Source organism: Amycolatopsis sp. NBC_01286 (genome assembly GCF_035982555.1).
Taxonomy (GTDB): Bacteria; Actinomycetota; Actinomycetes; order Mycobacteriales; family Pseudonocardiaceae; genus Amycolatopsis.
Genome location: NZ_CP108428.1, coordinates 5,674,210 through 5,690,192, shown reverse-complemented (window position 1 = coordinate 5,690,192; position 15,983 = coordinate 5,674,210). Strand labels below are relative to the sequence as shown.

10 protein-coding genes and 3 rRNA genes are annotated in these 15,983 nt (G+C 66.4%); all 13 read right to left on the bottom strand.

The genetic code is table 11. The annotated features are described in order from the left end of the window. Window positions 1-292: 292 nt before the first annotated feature. The 13 genes from rrf to argC all read right to left on the bottom strand — a co-directional run bounded on the left by rrf (window position 293) and on the right by argC (window position 15,933). Window positions 293-409, bottom strand: a 5S ribosomal RNA gene (gene rrf, locus OG570_RS27400). Between the two features lie 82 nt (window positions 410-491). Beyond that, window positions 492-3,613: ribosomal RNA gene (locus tag OG570_RS27395) — 23S ribosomal RNA — on the bottom strand. Between the two features lie 330 nt (window positions 3,614-3,943). Next, window positions 3,944-5,459, bottom strand: a 16S ribosomal RNA gene (locus OG570_RS27390). Together the 16S, 23S and 5S rRNA genes form the textbook arrangement of a ribosomal RNA operon. 342 nt (window positions 5,460-5,801) lie before the next feature. Beyond that, window positions 5,802-7,076 (bottom strand): tyrosine--tRNA ligase, encoded by a 1,275-nt coding sequence (gene tyrS, locus OG570_RS27385; protein WP_326951162.1) that lies wholly within the window; start codon window positions 7,074-7,076, stop codon window positions 5,802-5,804. 32 nt (window positions 7,077-7,108) lie between these two features. After that, window positions 7,109-7,747 (bottom strand): DNA-3-methyladenine glycosylase, encoded by a 639-nt coding sequence (locus OG570_RS27380; RefSeq protein ID WP_326951163.1) that lies wholly within the window; start codon window positions 7,745-7,747, stop codon window positions 7,109-7,111. Between the two features lie 79 nt (window positions 7,748-7,826). Then, window positions 7,827-9,242, bottom strand: coding sequence for an argininosuccinate lyase (gene argH / locus OG570_RS27375; RefSeq protein WP_326951164.1), 1,416 nt, complete (start codon window positions 9,240-9,242; stop codon window positions 7,827-7,829). Window positions 9,243-9,279: 37 nt separating this feature from the next. Further along, the gene (locus tag OG570_RS27370) at window positions 9,280-10,176 is read right to left on the bottom strand and encodes an argininosuccinate synthase domain-containing protein (protein WP_326952068.1); all 897 of its coding nucleotides are present in this window, start codon (window positions 10,174-10,176) and stop codon (window positions 9,280-9,282) included. Beyond that, entirely contained in the window at window positions 10,173-10,685 is a 513-nt protein-coding gene (locus OG570_RS27365; protein ID WP_247054004.1) for an arginine repressor, read from the bottom strand. Before OG570_RS27365 ends, OG570_RS27370 begins: the two co-directional genes overlap by 4 nt. After that, window positions 10,682-11,623, bottom strand: a complete 942-nt coding sequence (gene argF, locus OG570_RS27360; protein WP_326952067.1) for an ornithine carbamoyltransferase — start codon at window positions 11,621-11,623, stop codon at window positions 10,682-10,684. The genes OG570_RS27365 and argF overlap by 4 nt, the downstream gene beginning before the upstream one ends. Then, window positions 11,623-12,834 carry an acetylornithine transaminase gene (locus OG570_RS27355; protein WP_326952066.1) on the bottom strand — a complete coding sequence of 404 codons (1,212 nt, stop codon included), beginning with the start codon at window positions 12,832-12,834 and terminating at the stop codon, window positions 11,623-11,625. The genes argF and OG570_RS27355 overlap by 1 nt, the downstream gene beginning before the upstream one ends. Beyond that, window positions 12,831-13,751, bottom strand: a complete 921-nt coding sequence (gene argB / locus OG570_RS27350) for an acetylglutamate kinase (protein ID WP_326951168.1) — start codon at window positions 13,749-13,751, stop codon at window positions 12,831-12,833. Before argB ends, OG570_RS27355 begins: the two co-directional genes overlap by 4 nt. Next, window positions 13,748-14,908, bottom strand: a complete 1,161-nt coding sequence (argJ, locus tag OG570_RS27345; RefSeq protein ID WP_326952065.1) for a bifunctional glutamate N-acetyltransferase/amino-acid acetyltransferase ArgJ — start codon at window positions 14,906-14,908, stop codon at window positions 13,748-13,750. Before argJ ends, argB begins: the two co-directional genes overlap by 4 nt. Continuing rightward, window positions 14,905-15,933 (bottom strand): N-acetyl-gamma-glutamyl-phosphate reductase, encoded by a 1,029-nt coding sequence (gene argC, locus OG570_RS27340; RefSeq protein WP_326952064.1) that lies wholly within the window; start codon window positions 15,931-15,933, stop codon window positions 14,905-14,907. Before argC ends, argJ begins: the two co-directional genes overlap by 4 nt. Window positions 15,934-15,983 lie beyond the last annotated feature (50 nt).

Genomic DNA, 15,983 nt, shown 5'->3' with positions numbered 1-15,983 from the left:
TTGCCGCCACCCCGGACGCCCTGGTCGTCACGGCGAGGCCGGCCCTGGTAACCACCGTCGCGGCCGCCTCGGTCCTGCCGGGCACCGCGCTGGGGGTTCCCCCGGGGTGCGTCCGACCGGCTCCGGGAGCCTTCGTCCCGGCGAGCCGACCGGCCGGACCCATCATCGCTTGAGTCTCGTCGACCGAACTCGGACACCTGGCCTCCTGCCGTGGAAAATCTTGGTCTGGACATACACGTACGGCCCGCTAGGGCAGCCAACTGGCTATCCTAACGGGCCGTACGGAAGGTAAGTTCGGCGGTGTCCTACTCTCCCACAACCCTTCGGTTGCAGTACCATCGGCGCTGTCAAGCTTAGCTTCCGGGTTCGGAATGGGACCGGGCGTTTCCCTGACGCTAAAACCACCGAAACACTATCAAACACCCACACCCCCCAAAAACACGAGGGCCGTGTGGTGTTTCAGAACCGTAGAGTGGATGCGTAACACCTTCGTAGACAAGTCCTCGGCCTATTAGTACCAGTCAACTCGACAACACATTACTGTGCTTCCATATCTGGCCTATCAACCCAATGGTCTATTGGGGGCCTTAACCCACAAAGGGTGGGATACCTCATCTTGGAACAGGCTTCCCGCTTAGATGCCTTCAGCGGTTATCCCTTCCGAACGTGGCCAACCAGCCATGCCCCTGGCGGGACAACTGGCACACCAGAGGTTCGTCCGTCCCGGTCCTCTCGTACTAGGGACAGCCTTCCTCAAGTATCCTACGCGCGCGGCGGATAGGGACCGAACTGTCTCACGACGTTCTAAACCCAGCTCGCGTGCCGCTTTAATGGGCGAACAGCCCAACCCTTGGGACCTACTCCGGCCCCAGGATGCGACGAGCCGACATCGAGGTGCCAAACCATGCCGTCGATATGGACTCTTGGGCAAGATCAGCCTGTTATCCCCGGGGTACCTTTTATCCGTTGAGCGACACCCCTTCCACCAGGTGGTGCCGGATCACTAGTCCCGACTTTCGTCCCTGCTCGACATGTCTGTCTCACAGTCAAGCTCCCTTGTGCACTTGCACTCAACACCTGATTGCCAACCAGGCTGAGGGAACCTTTGGGCGCCTCCGTTACTCTTTAGGAGGCAACCGCCCCAGTTAAACTACCCATCAGGCACTGTCCCTGAACCAGATCATGGCCCGAGGTTCAGATTCCCAATTCGACCAGAGTGGTATTTCAACAATGACTCCACAGTAACTAGCGTCACCGCTTCACAGTCTCCCACCTATCCTACACAAGCCGAACCGAAAACCAATACCAAACTATAGTAAAGGTCCCGGGGTCTTTCCGTCCTGCCGCGCGTAACGAGCATCTTTACTCGTAGTGCAATTTCGCCGGGCCTGTGGTTGAGACAGCCGGAAAGTCGTTACGCCATTCGTGCAGGTCGGAACTTACCCGACAAGGAATTTCGCTACCTTAGGATGGTTATAGTTACCACCGCCGTTTACTGGCGCTTAAATTCTCAGCTTCACCCCCGAAGGGATTAACCGGTCCTCTTAACGTTCCAGCACCGGGCAGGCGTCAGTCCATATACATCGTCTTGCGACTTCGCATGGACCTGTGTTTTTAGTAAACAGTCGCTTTCCGCTGGTCTCTGCGGCCACCCACCCCTAGTCCGTAAAGGACTTCAGGATGTTTGGCCCCCCTTCTCCCGAAGTTACGGGGGCATTTTGCCGAGTTCCTTAACCACAGTTCACCCGATCGCCTTAGTATTCTCTACCTGACCACCTGTGTTGGTTTGGGGTACGGGCCGTGCATGCACTCACTAGAGGCTTTTCTCGGCAGCATAGGATCACTCTACTTCACCTCAAACGGCTACGCATCACGTCTCAGAGTATATAAAGCACGGATTTGCCTATGCTTTCTCCTACACGCTTACACCAGGACAACCATCGCCTGGCGGAGCTACCTTCCTGCGTCACCCCATCGCTTGACTACTACGAAATCAGGTCCCACGCTCCACAATGCCAACTCCGCCCGAAGGCATCACCGGCACGCTTTGGGTGGTTAGTATCAAACGCCTCGTCATGGGCGCACATGCTCGGGTACGGGAATATCAACCCGTTGTCCATCGACTACGCCTGTCGGCCTCGCCTTAGGTCCCGACTTACCCTGGGCGGATTAGCCTGGCCCAGGAACCCTTGGTCATCCGGCGGCAGAGTTTCTCACTCTGCATTCGCTACTCATGCCTGCATTCTCACTCCCACACCCTCCACCGCTAGCTTCCGCCACGGCTTCCCTGGGTGCAGGACGCTCCCCTACCCATCAACACGACTACACAAGGACTTCAAGAGCCCAAGTGGATCTATTGTGTCAATGACACAGCTTCGGCGGTGTGCTTAAGCCCCGCTACATTGTCGGCGCAGGACCACTTGACCAGTGAGCTATTACGCACTCTTTCAAGGGTGGCTGCTTCTAAGCCAACCTCCTGGTTGTCTGGGCAATCCCACATCCTTTCCCACTGAGCACACACTTAGGGGCCTTAGCTGGTGTTCTGGGCTGTTTCCCTCTCGACGACGAAGCTTATCCCCCGCCGTCTCACTGCCGCACTCTCACACCACGGTATTCGGAGTTTGGTTGATTTCGGTAACCCGGTAAGGCCCCTAGACCATCCAGTAGCTCTACCCCCGTGGTGAAACATGCGACGCTGCACCTAAATGCATTTCGGGGAGAACCAGCTATCACGGAGTTTGATTGGCCTTTCACCCCTACCCACAGCTCATCCCCTCAGTTTTCAACCTAAGTGGGTTCGGGCCTCCACGACGTCTTACCGTCGCTTCACCCTGGCCATGGGTAGATCACTCCGCTTCGGGTCTAGACCACGCGACTCATTCGCCCTATTCAGACTCGCTTTCGCTACGGCTACCCCACACGGGTTAACCTCGCCACGCAGCACTAACTCGCAGGCTCATTCTTCAAAAGGCACGCCATCACCATTACAGCTCTGACGGCTTGTAGGCACACGGTTTCAGGTACTCTTTCACTCCCCTCCCGGGGTACTTTTCATCTTTCCCTCACGGTACTAGTCCGCTATCGGTCTTCAGGAAGTATTTAGGCTTACCGGGTGGTCCCGGCAGATTCACAGCAAATTCCACGAGCTCGCTGCTACTCGGGAACACCACCAAGAACAACAACACAAGTTTTCGCGTACGGGGCTCTCACCCACTCCGGCCGCCCATCCCAAGGCGTTCCACTAACCCATGCGTCAATTCCGAAGAAATGTCAGTTCCTTCAAGGCGGGTCCCACAACACCGACTACACAACCCCTGACAGGTATCACATGCAATCGGTTTAGCCTCTTCCGCTTTCGCTCGCCACTACTCACGGAATCACGGTTGTTTTCTCTTCCTACGGGTACTGAGATGTTTCACTTCCCCGCGTTCCCTCCACACACCCTATATATTCAAGTGCGGGTAACACCACATCACTGGTGCTGGGTTTCCCCATTCGGAAATCCTCGGATCACAGCTCGGTTGACAGCTCCCCGAGGCTTATCGCAGCCTCCTACGTCCTTCATCGGCTCCTGAAGCCAAGACATCCACCATGTGCCCTTAACAACTTGACCACAAAGATGCTCGCATCCACTCTACAGTTCTCAAACACCACACCAGAAACAAACCACATTCCCAGGCTGTGTAAGCCCTAAGGCGTGTTGCCTCAGGACCCAACAGTGTGCATAGCAAACAATCACCCTCCGAGGCGCCGGCTACCCGTTCCACGACCATCCGAAGATGCTCAGTACTAGAGGAGGCATTGCCAACCAAAGGTGACCATAACCAGTAGTTCCACAATTCCTTGAGCAAGCCCGGCAACACTGCATTCGAGTGTTAAACCGTGCCCACCCCACGCTCTTGGTCCGGGTATCCCGGGAACGTGGATGTGTTGTGCTCCTTAGAAAGGAGGTGATCCAGCCGCACCTTCCGGTACGGCTACCTTGTTACGACTTCGTCCCAATCGCCAGTCCCACCTTCGACCACTCCCTCCCCGAGGGGTTGGGCCATGGGCTTCGGGTGTTACCGACTTTCATGACGTGACGGGCGGTGTGTACAAGGCCCGGGAACGTATTCACCGCAGCGTTGCTGATCTGCGATTACTAGCGACTCCGACTTCACGCAGTCGAGTTGCAGACTGCGATCCGAACTGAGACCGGCTTTAAGGGATTCGCTCCACCTCGCGGTATCGCAGCCCTCTGTACCAGCCATTGTAGCATGTGTGAAGCCCTGGACATAAGGGGCATGATGACTTGACGTCATCCCCACCTTCCTCCGAGTTGACCCCGGCAGTCTCCCACGAGTCCCCGCCATAACGCGCTGGCAACGTAGGATAAGGGTTGCGCTCGTTGCGGGACTTAACCCAACATCTCACGACACGAGCTGACGACAGCCATGCACCACCTGTACACCAACCACAAGGGAAGCCCCATCTCTGGGGATGTCTGGCGCATGTCAAGCCCAGGTAAGGTTCTTCGCGTTGCATCGAATTAATCCACATGCTCCGCCGCTTGTGCGGGCCCCCGTCAATTCCTTTGAGTTTTAGCCTTGCGGCCGTACTCCCCAGGCGGGGTGCTTAATGCGTTAGCTACGGCACGGACAACGTGGAATGTCGCCCACACCTAGCACCCACCGTTTACAGCGTGGACTACCAGGGTATCTAATCCTGTTCGCTCCCCACGCTTTCGCTCCTCAGCGTCAGTATCGGCCCAGAGACCCGCCTTCGCCACCGGTGTTCCTCCTGATATCTGCGCATTTCACCGCTACACCAGGAATTCCAGTCTCCCCTACCGAACTCAAGTCTGCCCGTATCGACTGCACGCTGAAGGTTAAGCCTCCAGATTTCACAGCCGACGCGACAAACCGCCTACGAGCTCTTTACGCCCAATAAATCCGGACAACGCTTGCACCCTACGTATTACCGCGGCTGCTGGCACGTAGTTAGCCGGTGCTTCTTATCCAGGTACCGTCACTTGCGCTTCGTCCCTGGCGAAAGAGGTTTACAACCCGAAGGCCGTCATCCCTCACGCGGCGTCGCTGCATCAGGCTTTCGCCCATTGTGCAATATTCCCCACTGCTGCCTCCCGTAGGAGTCTGGGCCGTGTCTCAGTCCCAGTGTGGCCGGTCACCCTCTCAGGCCGGCTACCCGTCGTCGCCTTGGTAGGCCACTACCCCACCAACAAGCTGATAGGCCGCGGGTTCATCCTGCACCGCCAGAACTTTCAACAACACTCCATGCGAAGCGTTGTGATATCCGGTATTAGACCTCGTTTCCAAGGCTTATCCCAGAGTGCAGGGCAGATTACCCACGTGTTACTCACCCGTTCGCCACTAATCCACCCGAAGGCTTCATCGTTCGACTTGCATGTGTTAAGCACGCCGCCAGCGTTCGTCCTGAGCCAGGATCAAACTCTCCAACAATGAATAGTTTGATCGAGACTATGTACTCAATCATTCTCAAAGGAACCTCATACGAGGTTATATATAAGCTCTACTGGCTTAGTTCACTAGCACACTGTTGAGTTCTCAAGCAACACACTCCGGCATCACCCACGTTATCGGCGGGCTCAACCTCGGCGATTGTTTCAAGCTATTTGGTGGGACACCCACTCAATCGCTTCTGCGAGAGCTTGGTTCGTGTCCCCGCCGCTCGGTTTCCCTGGCGACTTGGAGAACTTTACATGGCCTTCCGGGGCCCGAAACAGGGGGGTACCTTAACCGCGTTCCCGCAGGTCAAGGCCCTGTTCCAGGCCCCGGAGCCGATCAGCCGCCGAGCGCGACGCCGGCGACGTTGCGCCGGCCCCGGCGGACGACGAGCCACTTGCCGTGGAGCGCGTCGTCCGAAGCGGGCTTCCACTCCTCGTCACCGATCTTCACGTTGTTCACGTACGCGCCGCCCTCTTTCACCGTGCGGCGCGCGGCGCCCTTGCTGTCCACCAGTCCCCCGGCGAGCAGCAGGTCGACGATCGTCGCCTCGCCGGACGGGTCGACCTTGCCGTTCGGGACCTCGGCCATGGCGGCGTCGAGGGTCCGTTCGTCGAGGTCGGCCAGCTCGCCGCGGCCGAACAGCGCCTGGCTGGCGTTGATCACCTGCCGGGTCTGGTTCTCCCCGTGCACGAGAGTGGTGAACTCCTCGGCCAGCCGCTTCTGCGCCGAGCGCAGGTGGGGACGTTGTTCGGTGTCCTCGGCCAGCGCGGCGATCTCCTCCTGGTCGAGGAAGGTGAACATCCGCAGGTAGCGGACCACGTCGGCGTCACCCACGTTGACGAAGTACTGGTACCAGGCGTACGGCGAGGTCATCTCCGGATCGAGCCACAGCTTGCCGCCGCCGGTGGACTTGCCGAACTTGCGGCCCTCGGCGTCGGTGACCAGCGGCGCGGTGAGCGCGTGCACGCTCGCCCCCTCGGTGCGGCGGATCAGGTCGACCCCGCCGACGAGGTTGCCCCACTGGTCGGAGCCGCCGACCTGCAGCTTGCAGTCGTACTGGCGGTACAGCTGCTGGTAGTCCTGCGACTGCAGCAGCAGGTAGCTGAACTCGGTGTACGACATGCCGTCGCTCTCGAGCCGGCGCTTGACCGTCTCCCGGTTGAGCATGACGTTGACCGAGAAGTGCTTCCCGGCGTCGCGCAGGAACTCCAGGACGTTCTGCTGGCCGGTCCAGTTGAGGTTGTTCTCGACGACCGCGCCGATCGGGCTGTCGTCGAAGTCGACGAACCGCTCCAGCTGACCGCGGATGCGCCCGGCCCACTCCGCGACGACGTCGAGGGTGTTCAGCGTGCGCTCACCGGTGTCGCGCGGGTCGCCGACCATCCCGGTCGCGCCGCCGGCCAGCACGATCGGCCGGTGCCCGGCGCGCTGGAACCGCTTGAGCATGAGCAGCGGGACGAGGTTGCCGGCGTGCAGGCTGGGCGCGGTCGGGTCGAAACCGCAATAGAGCGTCACAGGACCCTGGTCGAGCTCGCGCCGGAGGGCGTCGATGTCGGTGGACTGCGCGATGAGGCCGCGCCAGGACAGCTCGTCGAGGATGTGTTCGCTCACGCCTGTAGATCCTCCCGCACCAGGTCAACCGACTAACTGGCGGGTCGGACCCGGCGCTTCCCGCCGCGGCGGTAGGTGGACACGGCCGGGGACGCGCCGTCCCAGAACCGCCACGGCGTGTCGATCGCCGTCGCGACGCCGACGCGCGGCCCGACCCGGATCCGTTCGGCCGGCACCCGCTCGCCGACGTGCAGCCGCACCGGCGACGCCGGGTCGGTGAGGTCGACGCCGTTCTGCTCGCGGTCGATGCGCAGCACCGAGGTGAGGATGGCCGGGCCCTTGGCCAGTTCCCCGGTCCCCCGGGCGTTCGGGCGCCGCTTGCGCACGACGTCGAGACCCGAGACGACCTCGCCGGCCCGCACCAGCACGGCTCCCGGCATGTCCTCGTGGGTGCCGACGACGTTCGCGCAGAAGTGCATCCCGTAGACGAAGTACACGTACAGGTGACCGGCCGGCCCCCACATGACCGCGTTGCGCGGGGTCCGGCCGCGGTAGCAGTGCGACGCCGGATCGTCTTCGCCGCGGTAGGCCTCGACCTCGACCAGCCGGACGCCGACGGTGCCGTCGGGCCCGGTCGCCTCCAGCACGGAGCCGAGCAGCAGCTGTGCCAGGTCGACCGGGTCCAGCGCCAGTTCGGCGCGAGTGAACAACCGGCCTGCTTCGCCGCTCAAGCGTCCCCTCCTTCGGGAAGTCGTGCGACGACCAGCCTATCGAGCCGGACCGACAGTGGTGTCGGCCCGGCTCGCCGGCTCAGTTCAGCCAGTGGCGGGCGGCGGTGACCCGCTCTTCGAGCCGCGCGCGCTGCTCGGCCACCCGCACCGGCGCCGTGCCGCCCCGCGCGTCGCGGGACTTCACCGAGCCTTCGACGGTCAGGACCTCGCGCACCGCGGGCGTCAGGGCCGGGTTGATCTTCTCGAACTCCTCGTCGGTGAGCTCGTCCAGGCCGACGCCGCGCGACTCGGCGACCCGGACGCTTTCACCCGCCGCTTCGTGCGCGACACGGAACGGGACGCCCTGGCGCACCAGCCACTCCGCGATGTCGGTGGCCAGCGTGAACCCGGCCGGGGCCAGCTCGGCGAGGCGATCGGTGTGGAAGGTCAGCGTGGCGAGCATGCCGGCGATGGCCGGGAACAGGAGCTCGAGCTGCTCGACCGAGTCGAACACCGGCTCCTTGTCCTCCTGCAGGTCCCGGTTGTAGGCCAGTGGCTGGGCCTTCAGCGTCGCCAGCAGGCCGGTGAGGTTGCCGATGAGCCGGCCCGCCTTGCCGCGGGTCAGCTCGGCGACGTCCGGGTTCTTCTTCTGCGGCATGATCGAGCTGCCGGTGGCCCAGGCGTCGTCCAGCGTCACGTAGCCGAACTCGGCGGTGTTCCAGATGATCACCTCTTCGGCGATCCGGGACAGGTTGATCGCCAGCATCGAGACGGCGAAGGCGAACTCGGCGACGAAGTCGCGCGAGGCGGTGCCGTCGATGGAGTTCTCCACGCTGGTCGCGAAGCCGAGCTCCTCGGCGACCGCCTCCGGGTCGAGCCCCAGCGACGAGCCGGCCAGCGCGCCCGAGCCGTACGGCGACTCGGCCGTGCGGGCGTCCCAGTCCTGCAGCCGCGAGACGTCGCGCAGCAGCGCCTGGCCGTGGGCCAGCAGGTGGTGCGCGAGCAGCACGGGCTGGGCGTGCTGCAGGTGCGTGCGGCCGGGCAGGATCGCGTCCGGGTGCCGCTTGGCCTGCGACACCAGCGCGTCGACGATGTCGAGCGTGCCGGCGACGACGCGGCGGGCGGCGTCCCGCAGCCACATCCGGAAGAGGGTCGCCACCTGGTCGTTGCGCGACCGGCCGGCGCGCAGCTTGCCGCCGAGCTCGGTGCCCGCCCGCTCCAGCAGCCCGCGCTCGAGTGCGGTGTGCACGTCCTCGTCGGCGATCGTCGGGGTGAACGCCCCCGAAGCGACGTCCTGGGCGAGGGTGTCGAGCGCGGTCAGCATGCCGGTCAGCTCGTCGCCGGTGAGCAGGCCCGCCTTGCTCAGCACCCGGGCGTGCGCGCGGGAGCCGGCGATGTCGTAGGGCGCCAGGCGCCAGTCGAAGTGCGTCGACGCGCTCAGCGCCGCCATGGCCTCCGCCGGACCGCTGGCGAACCGGCCGCCCCACAGCTGCACCGGCTGCTCGTTCCCGCTCACTGTTCTCGCTTCTCCTGTATCTGGTTCGATCGGTGGGTCAAGCTTGTGCGGTGATCCTGCCGGGCCGCGCGACGTACTCCGCCGCGGGCCGGGCGTCACGCGGTTCGAGCGCGGTGACGCGGCCGTCGTGCAGCAACAGCCGTGCGTCGCCCGAGACCGCTTCCTGCGCTTCGACGACGAAGCTGTCCAGCGCGTGCTTCAGCGGTGAGAACCACTGGCCGTCGCGGACCAGGGTGGCCCATTCGCGGTCGACCTGCCGCTTGAACCGGGCCAGGTCCGGCTCGAGGGTGGCGCTTTCGAGCGCGCGGTGCGCCGTGACCAGCACGAGTGCGCCCGGGGCCGCGAACGTCCGGCCGGCTTCGGTCCGGTGTTTCCCGACGCCCTGCGCCGCCGCCCGGCGGTTCAGCCTCCGGAGGGCTTCGGCGACCGAGACCGTCTCGCCGTCGACCGCCACCGGGACCCCGGCGTCGAAGGTCACGGTGACCTCCTCCGGGGCGAGGAACTCCCCCTCGGCGGGGAACCGCCACCGGTCGCCGGGTTCGACCACGTACCCCCAGAGGGTTCGCTCGGCCGGGGGCGCGCCGGGCACCGCGAGCACCCGGAGATCCGGGGCCACCGCGGCCAGCCCGGCCGCGAACCGGTGCGCGCCGCGTCCGGTGTACCCGTGCGCGACGGTCGTGGCGCCGCACCGCCGGGCCGCGTCGGCCAGCCGGCGGACGACCGCGGGCCAGGCCAGCCCGGTGACGAGCGCGTTGGCCTGGATAGCCGGGAGGCAGTGGTCGTCCGCGAAGGCGGCCGTGTCGTGGTTCGAGCCGCCGGCCGGCGGGTGGCCGCCGAGGTCGACGACGAGCGTCACGACCTCGGCTCCGGTCTCCTCGGCGAGCTTCGCGGCGGCCGGGGCGACCTCCCCACCGGTACCGGCGAGCACGATCATGGCGTTGTCTCGTCTCCGTGTTCTGTGACCGAGCGCTGGGCCAGCGCGGCGAAGCGTTCGGCGAGTTCCTTGCCCGACAAGGGTTCCCGGGCGATGACGGCGACGGTGTCGTCGCCCGCGATCGAGCCGACGACCTCCTCCAGCGCCGCGCGGTCGATGGCGCTGGCCAGGAACTGCGCCGCGCCCGGCGGGGTCCGCAGGACCATCAGGTTGCCCGACGAGTCGGCCGAGACCATCAGCTCGGCCAGCAGCCGGGACAGGCGTGACGTGCCGCCCTGGACCCCGCGGACCGGGCTGCCGTCCTCGGGGATCACGTAGACCGGCGCGCCGGAGTCCGGGCCGCGCAGCTTGACCGCGCCCAGCTCGTCGAGGTCGCGCGACAGCGTCGCCTGGGTGACGTCGATGCCCTCCGCGGCCAGCAGCTTCGCGAGCTCGGTCTGGCTGCGGATGGTCGTGGACGACACCAGCTCGGTGATCCTGGCCTGCCGCCCCACCCGGCTGCTGGTCATCGTCGGCTCTTTTCCGGTCGGCTCTCTTCGAAGAGCCAGACCAGCAGCGCCTTCTGGACGTGCAGCCGGTTCTCGGCCTCGTCCCACACCGCGCTGGCCGGGCCGTCGATCACCTCGTCGGTGATCTCCCAGCCGCGGTGCGCCGGCAGGCAGTGGAGCACGATCGCGTCTTCCGCCGCCTTCTTCAGTAGCTCGGTGTTGACCTGGAGGGCGCGGAACGGGCCGATCCGGTCGAGGCCGTCGTTCTCCTGCCCCATCGACGTCCAGGTGTCGGTGACGAGCACGTCGGCGCCGGCCACCGCTTCGTACGGGTCGGTGAACGCCGTCGCCGTGCCGCCGGTGTCCTCACCGCGCGTCTTGGCGTCGAGGATGACCTGCTGGTCGGGCTGGAAACCGAGCGGCGAGACCACCCGGACGTGCATCCCGGCGGTGACGCCGCCGAGCAGCAGCGAGTGCGCCATGTTGTTGGCGCCGTCACCGAGGTAGACGAGGGTGAGCCCGGCGAGCTCACCCTTGCGCTCCCGGATCGTCATCAGGTCGGTGAGCACCTGGCACGGGTGAAACTCGTCGGTCAGCGCGTTGACGACCGGGATCGACGCGGCCGAGGCCATCGCTTCGATGCGCTTCTGCGCGAAGGTCCGCCAGACGATCGCGTCGACGTACCGCGACAGCACGCGCGAGGTGTCCTCGATCGTCTCTTCCCGGCCCAGCTGCATCGACCGGCCGTCGACGATCACCGGGTGCCCGCCGAGCTGGCTGATGCCCACCTCGAACGAGAACCGGGTGCGGGTCGAGTTCTTCTCGAAGATCGCCGTGACGGACTTCCCGGCCAGCGTGCGGTTGCCGAGCGGGTCGGCCTTCAGCGCGTCGGCGAGGTCGAGGATGGCTTTCTGCTCGGCGGGACTGACGTCGTCGTCGCGGAGGAAGTGGCGGGGCATCAGTCGGAGTCCTTCGATTCGGTGGCCGCGGCGTCGAGCGCGCTCGGGAGCGCGGCGAGGAAGCCGTCGGCCTGGTCGCTGTCCAGCACGAGCGGCGGCGCGAGCCGTACGGTGTCGGGCGCGATCGGGTTGACCAGGTAGCCGGCGTCCTGGACGGCCTTGGCCACCGCTCCCGAGACGGGCCGGCGCAGCGAGATCCCCAGCAGCAGGCCGGCGCCGCGCACCCCGGCGACGAGCGGGTGGTCAAGCGCTTCGACGCCCGCCGCGATGTCCTTGCCCAGCGCGGAGACGTGGTCGAGGAGGTTGTCGTCGGCGATGGTCCGGAGCACGGCCAGGCCCGCCGCGCAGCAGACGGGGTTGCCGCCGAACGTGGTGCCGTGCTGGCCGGGCTTGAGCAGGTCGGCCGCCGCGCCGACGCCGATCACCGCGCCGAGCGGCAGGCCGCCGCCGAGGCCCTTGGCCAGGGTGATCACGTCCGGCACGATGCCGGCCTGCTGGTAGCCGAACCAGGTGCCGAGCCGGCCGAGGCCGGTCTGCACCTCGTCGAGCACCAGCAACGTGCCGGTGGCCTTGGTGATCTCGCGCGCGGCCTGCAGGTAGCCGTCCGGCGCCGGGATCACGCCGGCTTCGCCGAGCACCGGCTCCAGGAACACGGCCGCGGTGTCGGTGTCGACGGCCGCCTTGAGCGCCGCGACGTCCCCGAACGGCACGTGCTCCACGCCGGGCACCAGCGGCTTGAACGGGTCGCGCTTGCCGGGCTGCCCGGTGAGGGTCAGCGCCCCCATGGTCCGGCCGTGGAACGCGCCCTCGGCCGCGATCACCATGGTGCGCCCGGTCAGCCGGCTGATCTTCAGCGCGGCTTCGTTCGCCTCGGCCCCGGAGTTGACGAACAGCACCTTGCCGTGGCCTGCGAGGCCGGCGACGTCGAGCAGCGCTTCGGCGAGCTCGACGGCGACCGGGTTGACGTACAGGTTCGACGTGTGGCCGAGCCGCGAGACCTGCTCGGTGACCGCGGCGACGATCGCCGGGTGCGCGTGGCCGAGCGCGTTGACGGCGATGCCGCCGACCAGGTCGACGTACTCGGTGCCGTCGGCGTCCCACACCTTCGCGCCCTCGCCGCGGACGAGGGTCAGCGCGGGGGTGCCGTAGTTGTCCATCAGCGCGGACTTCCAGTGCTGCTGGCCATCCACATTGGACTTGAGGTCGGTCACGGGAGCTCCGTTTCGGGGAAGACCATGGTGCCGACGCCGCGGGAGGTGAAGACCTCCAGCAGCACCGAATGGGCGAGGCGGCCGTCGATCACGTGGGCCCGGCGCACCCCGCCGCGGATGGCGCGCACGCACGCCTCCATCTTCGGGATCATGCCGCTGGCCAGGCCGGGAAGCATCGGCTCGAGGTGGTCGACGCGGATGCGGTCGATCAGCGACGAGCGGTCCGGCCAGTCCGCGTACAGGCCTTCGACGTCGGTGAGCACCACGAGCTTTTCGGCGCCCAGCGCGGCCGCCAGCGCTCCGGCGGCGGTGTCGGCGTTGACGTTGTGCACCACGCCGTCGACGTCCGGGGCGACGGTGGACACCACCGGGATGCGCCCGGCGTTGACGATGTCGAGCACGGCGTCCGGGTTGACCTCGGCGACCTCGCCGACCAGGCCGATGTCGACTTGTTCACCGTCCACAGTGGCCTGTTTGCGCTCGGCGGTGAACAGCCGGGCGTCCTCGCCGGAGATGCCGACCGCGTACGGCCCGTGGGCGTTGATCAGCCCGACGAGCTCGCGGCTGACCTGGCCGGTGAGCACCATCCGGACGATGTCCATCGTCTCCGGCGTGGTGACGCGCAGCCCGCCCTTGAACTCGCCGGGCACGCCGAGCCGGTTGAGCATCGCGGTGATCTGCGGACCACCACCGTGCACGACGACCGGGCGCAGGCCGGCCAGCCGGAGGAACACCATGTCCTCGGCGAAGGCCGCCTTCAGGGTGTCGTCGATCATGGCGTTGCCGCCGTACTTCACCACCACGGTGGCGCCGTGGAACCGCTGCAGCCAGGGCAGCGCCTCGATGAGCACCCCGGCCTTCTCGGCCGCCGTCGCCAGTCTCTCGTCCGCGGAAATCAGAGCCTCCGAGCCGGTCATGAGGAGTACGCGCTGTTCTCTTCGACGTAACCGTGCGAAAGATCGGTGGTGTAGACCGTCGAACCGGCCGACCCGACGCCCAGGTCGACGACGATCTCGATGGCCCGGCCGGTGAGGTCGGCCTCGGACCGGTCGGCGGCCGGCATCCCCTTCGCGAACAGGGTGACGCCGTTGACCGCGATCGACACGGTCTCCGGGTCGATGCGGGCCGGGACGCGCCCGAGCGCCATGGCGATCCGGCCCCAGTTCGGGTCGGAGCCGAAGAGCGCCGTCTTGACCAGGTTGTCCTCGGCGATCGTGCGGGCGACGGCGATTGCGTCGGCCTCCGACTCCGCGCCCTTCACGGTGATGTCGACGTCCTTCGTCGCGCCCTCGGAGTCGGCGCGCAGCTGGAGCACCAGGTCGTGGCTGACCGCGGTGAGCAGCTCGGTCAGCTCGGCCTCGGTCGGTTCGACGCCGCTCGCGCCGGAGGCCAGGACCAGCACCGTGTCGTTCGTGGACGTGCCGCCGTCGACGTCGAGGCGGTCGAACGTGACGTGGGTGGCCGCGCGCAGGGCGCGGTCGAGGGTTTCCTTGTCCGCCACGGCGTCGGTGGTGAGGACCGAGAGCATGGTGGCGAGGTTCGGGGCGAGCATGCCCGCGCCCTTGGCGAACCCGCCGACGCTCCAGCCGGAGTCGTGCTTCGCGAAGGCCTGCTTCGGTTTCGTGTCCGTGGTCATCACGCCGGTGGCGGCGTTCAGGCTCGCCTGATCGCTCGTGTCGAGGGCCTTCGCGGCGGTGTCGACCCCGGCCAGCACGGCGTCCATCGGCAGGCGTTCACCGATCAGGCCGGTGGAGCAGACGGCCACCTCGATCGCGCCGGCGCCGAGCACCTCGGCGACCTTCTCGGCCGTGGCGTGGGTGTCCTGGAAACCGCCGGGCCCGGTGGCCGCGTTGGCGCCGCCGGAGTTGAGGACGACGGCCTTGAGCCGCTGCTGCTTGAGCACCTCCTGCGACCACAGCACGGGCGCGGCCTTGATCACGTTGCGGGTGAACACGCCGGCGGCGACGTCGAGCGGGCCGTCGTTGACGACCAACGTGAAGTCGAGGGCGCCGGACGCCTTGATCCCGGCGGCGACGCCTGCTGCGCGGAAGCCCTGGGGGCCGGTGACGGTCACGGTGCCACTCCTACGGTGGAAAGGCCGGTGGTTTCGGGGAGGCCGAGGGCCAGGTTCATCGACTGGACGGCACCGCCCGCGGTGCCCTTGGTCAGGTTGTCGATCGCGGCGACAACGACCAGGCGCCGCGCGTCGCTGTCGACCGTGACCTGGAGCTGGACGTTGTTCGAGCCCAGCGTCGCGGAGGTGGTCGGCCAAGCGCCTTCGGGCAGGAGCTGGACAAACGGCTCGGCGTCGTAGGCCTTTTCGTAGGCTTCGCGGACGGCGGCCGCGTCGATGCCCGCCTTCAGCGGGGCGCTCGCCGTGGTGAGGATGCCGCGCGGCATCGGCGCGAGCACCGGGGTGAAGGACACGGTGACCCGCTCACCCGCGACGGCGGCGAGGTTCTGCGCGAACTCCGGGGTGTGGCGGTGGGCGCCGCCGACGCCGTACGCGCTGGCCGAGCCCATCACCTCGGAGCCGAGCAGGTTCGGCTTCAGGCTCTTGCCCGCGCCGGAGGTGCCGGTGACTGCGACGACCGTCACGTCGGGCTCGATCAGGCGAGCGCCCAGGGCGGGCGCGAGGGCGAGCGAGCCGCCGGTCGGGAAGCAACCCGGCACGGCGATGCGCTTCGTACCGGCGAGCTTCTCCCGCGCGCCCGGCAGTTCGGGGAGGCCGTACGGCCATTGGCCGGCGTGGTCACCGCCGTACCAGCGCTGCCAGTCGGCCGCGTCGGCCAGCCGGTGGTCGGCGCCGAGGTCGACGACCAGGACGTCCGGGCCGAGCTGCGCGGCGATCGCCGCGGAGTGCCCGTGGGGCAGGGCCAGGAACACGACGTCGTGGCCGGCCAGGGTCTCCGGCGTGGTCTCCGCCAGGACGCGGTCGGCCAGCGGAACCAGGTGTGGCTGGTGGACGCCGAGCTTCGTGCCGGCGCTGCTGGCCGCCGTGAGCGTGCCGATCTCGACCTCGGGATGGGTCAGCAGCAGGCGCAGGAGTTCGCCACCCGCATACCCGCTGGCTCCGGCCACCGCGATGTTCACCGTCATACGCATGATTATGCACGCCCTTGCAAGGCTAAACAAACAGGAATACCGGG

What these genes read in the sequence shown, in the direction of transcription:
- OG570_RS27370 (WP_326952068.1), bottom strand. Translation starts at nt 10,176, where the DNA reads ATGATCGTGCTCGCCGGTACCGGTGGGGAGGTCGCCCCGGCCGCCGCG.
- OG570_RS27365 (WP_247054004.1), bottom strand. Translation starts at nt 10,685, where the DNA reads ATGACCAGCAGCCGGGTGGGGCGGCAGGCCAGGATCACCGAGCTGGTG.
- argF (WP_326952067.1), bottom strand. Translation starts at nt 11,623, where the DNA reads ATGCCCCGCCACTTCCTCCGCGACGACGACGTCAGTCCCGCCGAGCAG.
- argB (WP_326951168.1), bottom strand. Translation starts at nt 13,751, where the DNA reads ATGACCGGCTCGGAGGCTCTGATTTCCGCGGACGAGAGACTGGCGACG.
- argC (WP_326952064.1), bottom strand. Translation starts at nt 15,933, where the DNA reads ATGACGGTGAACATCGCGGTGGCCGGAGCCAGCGGGTATGCGGGTGGC.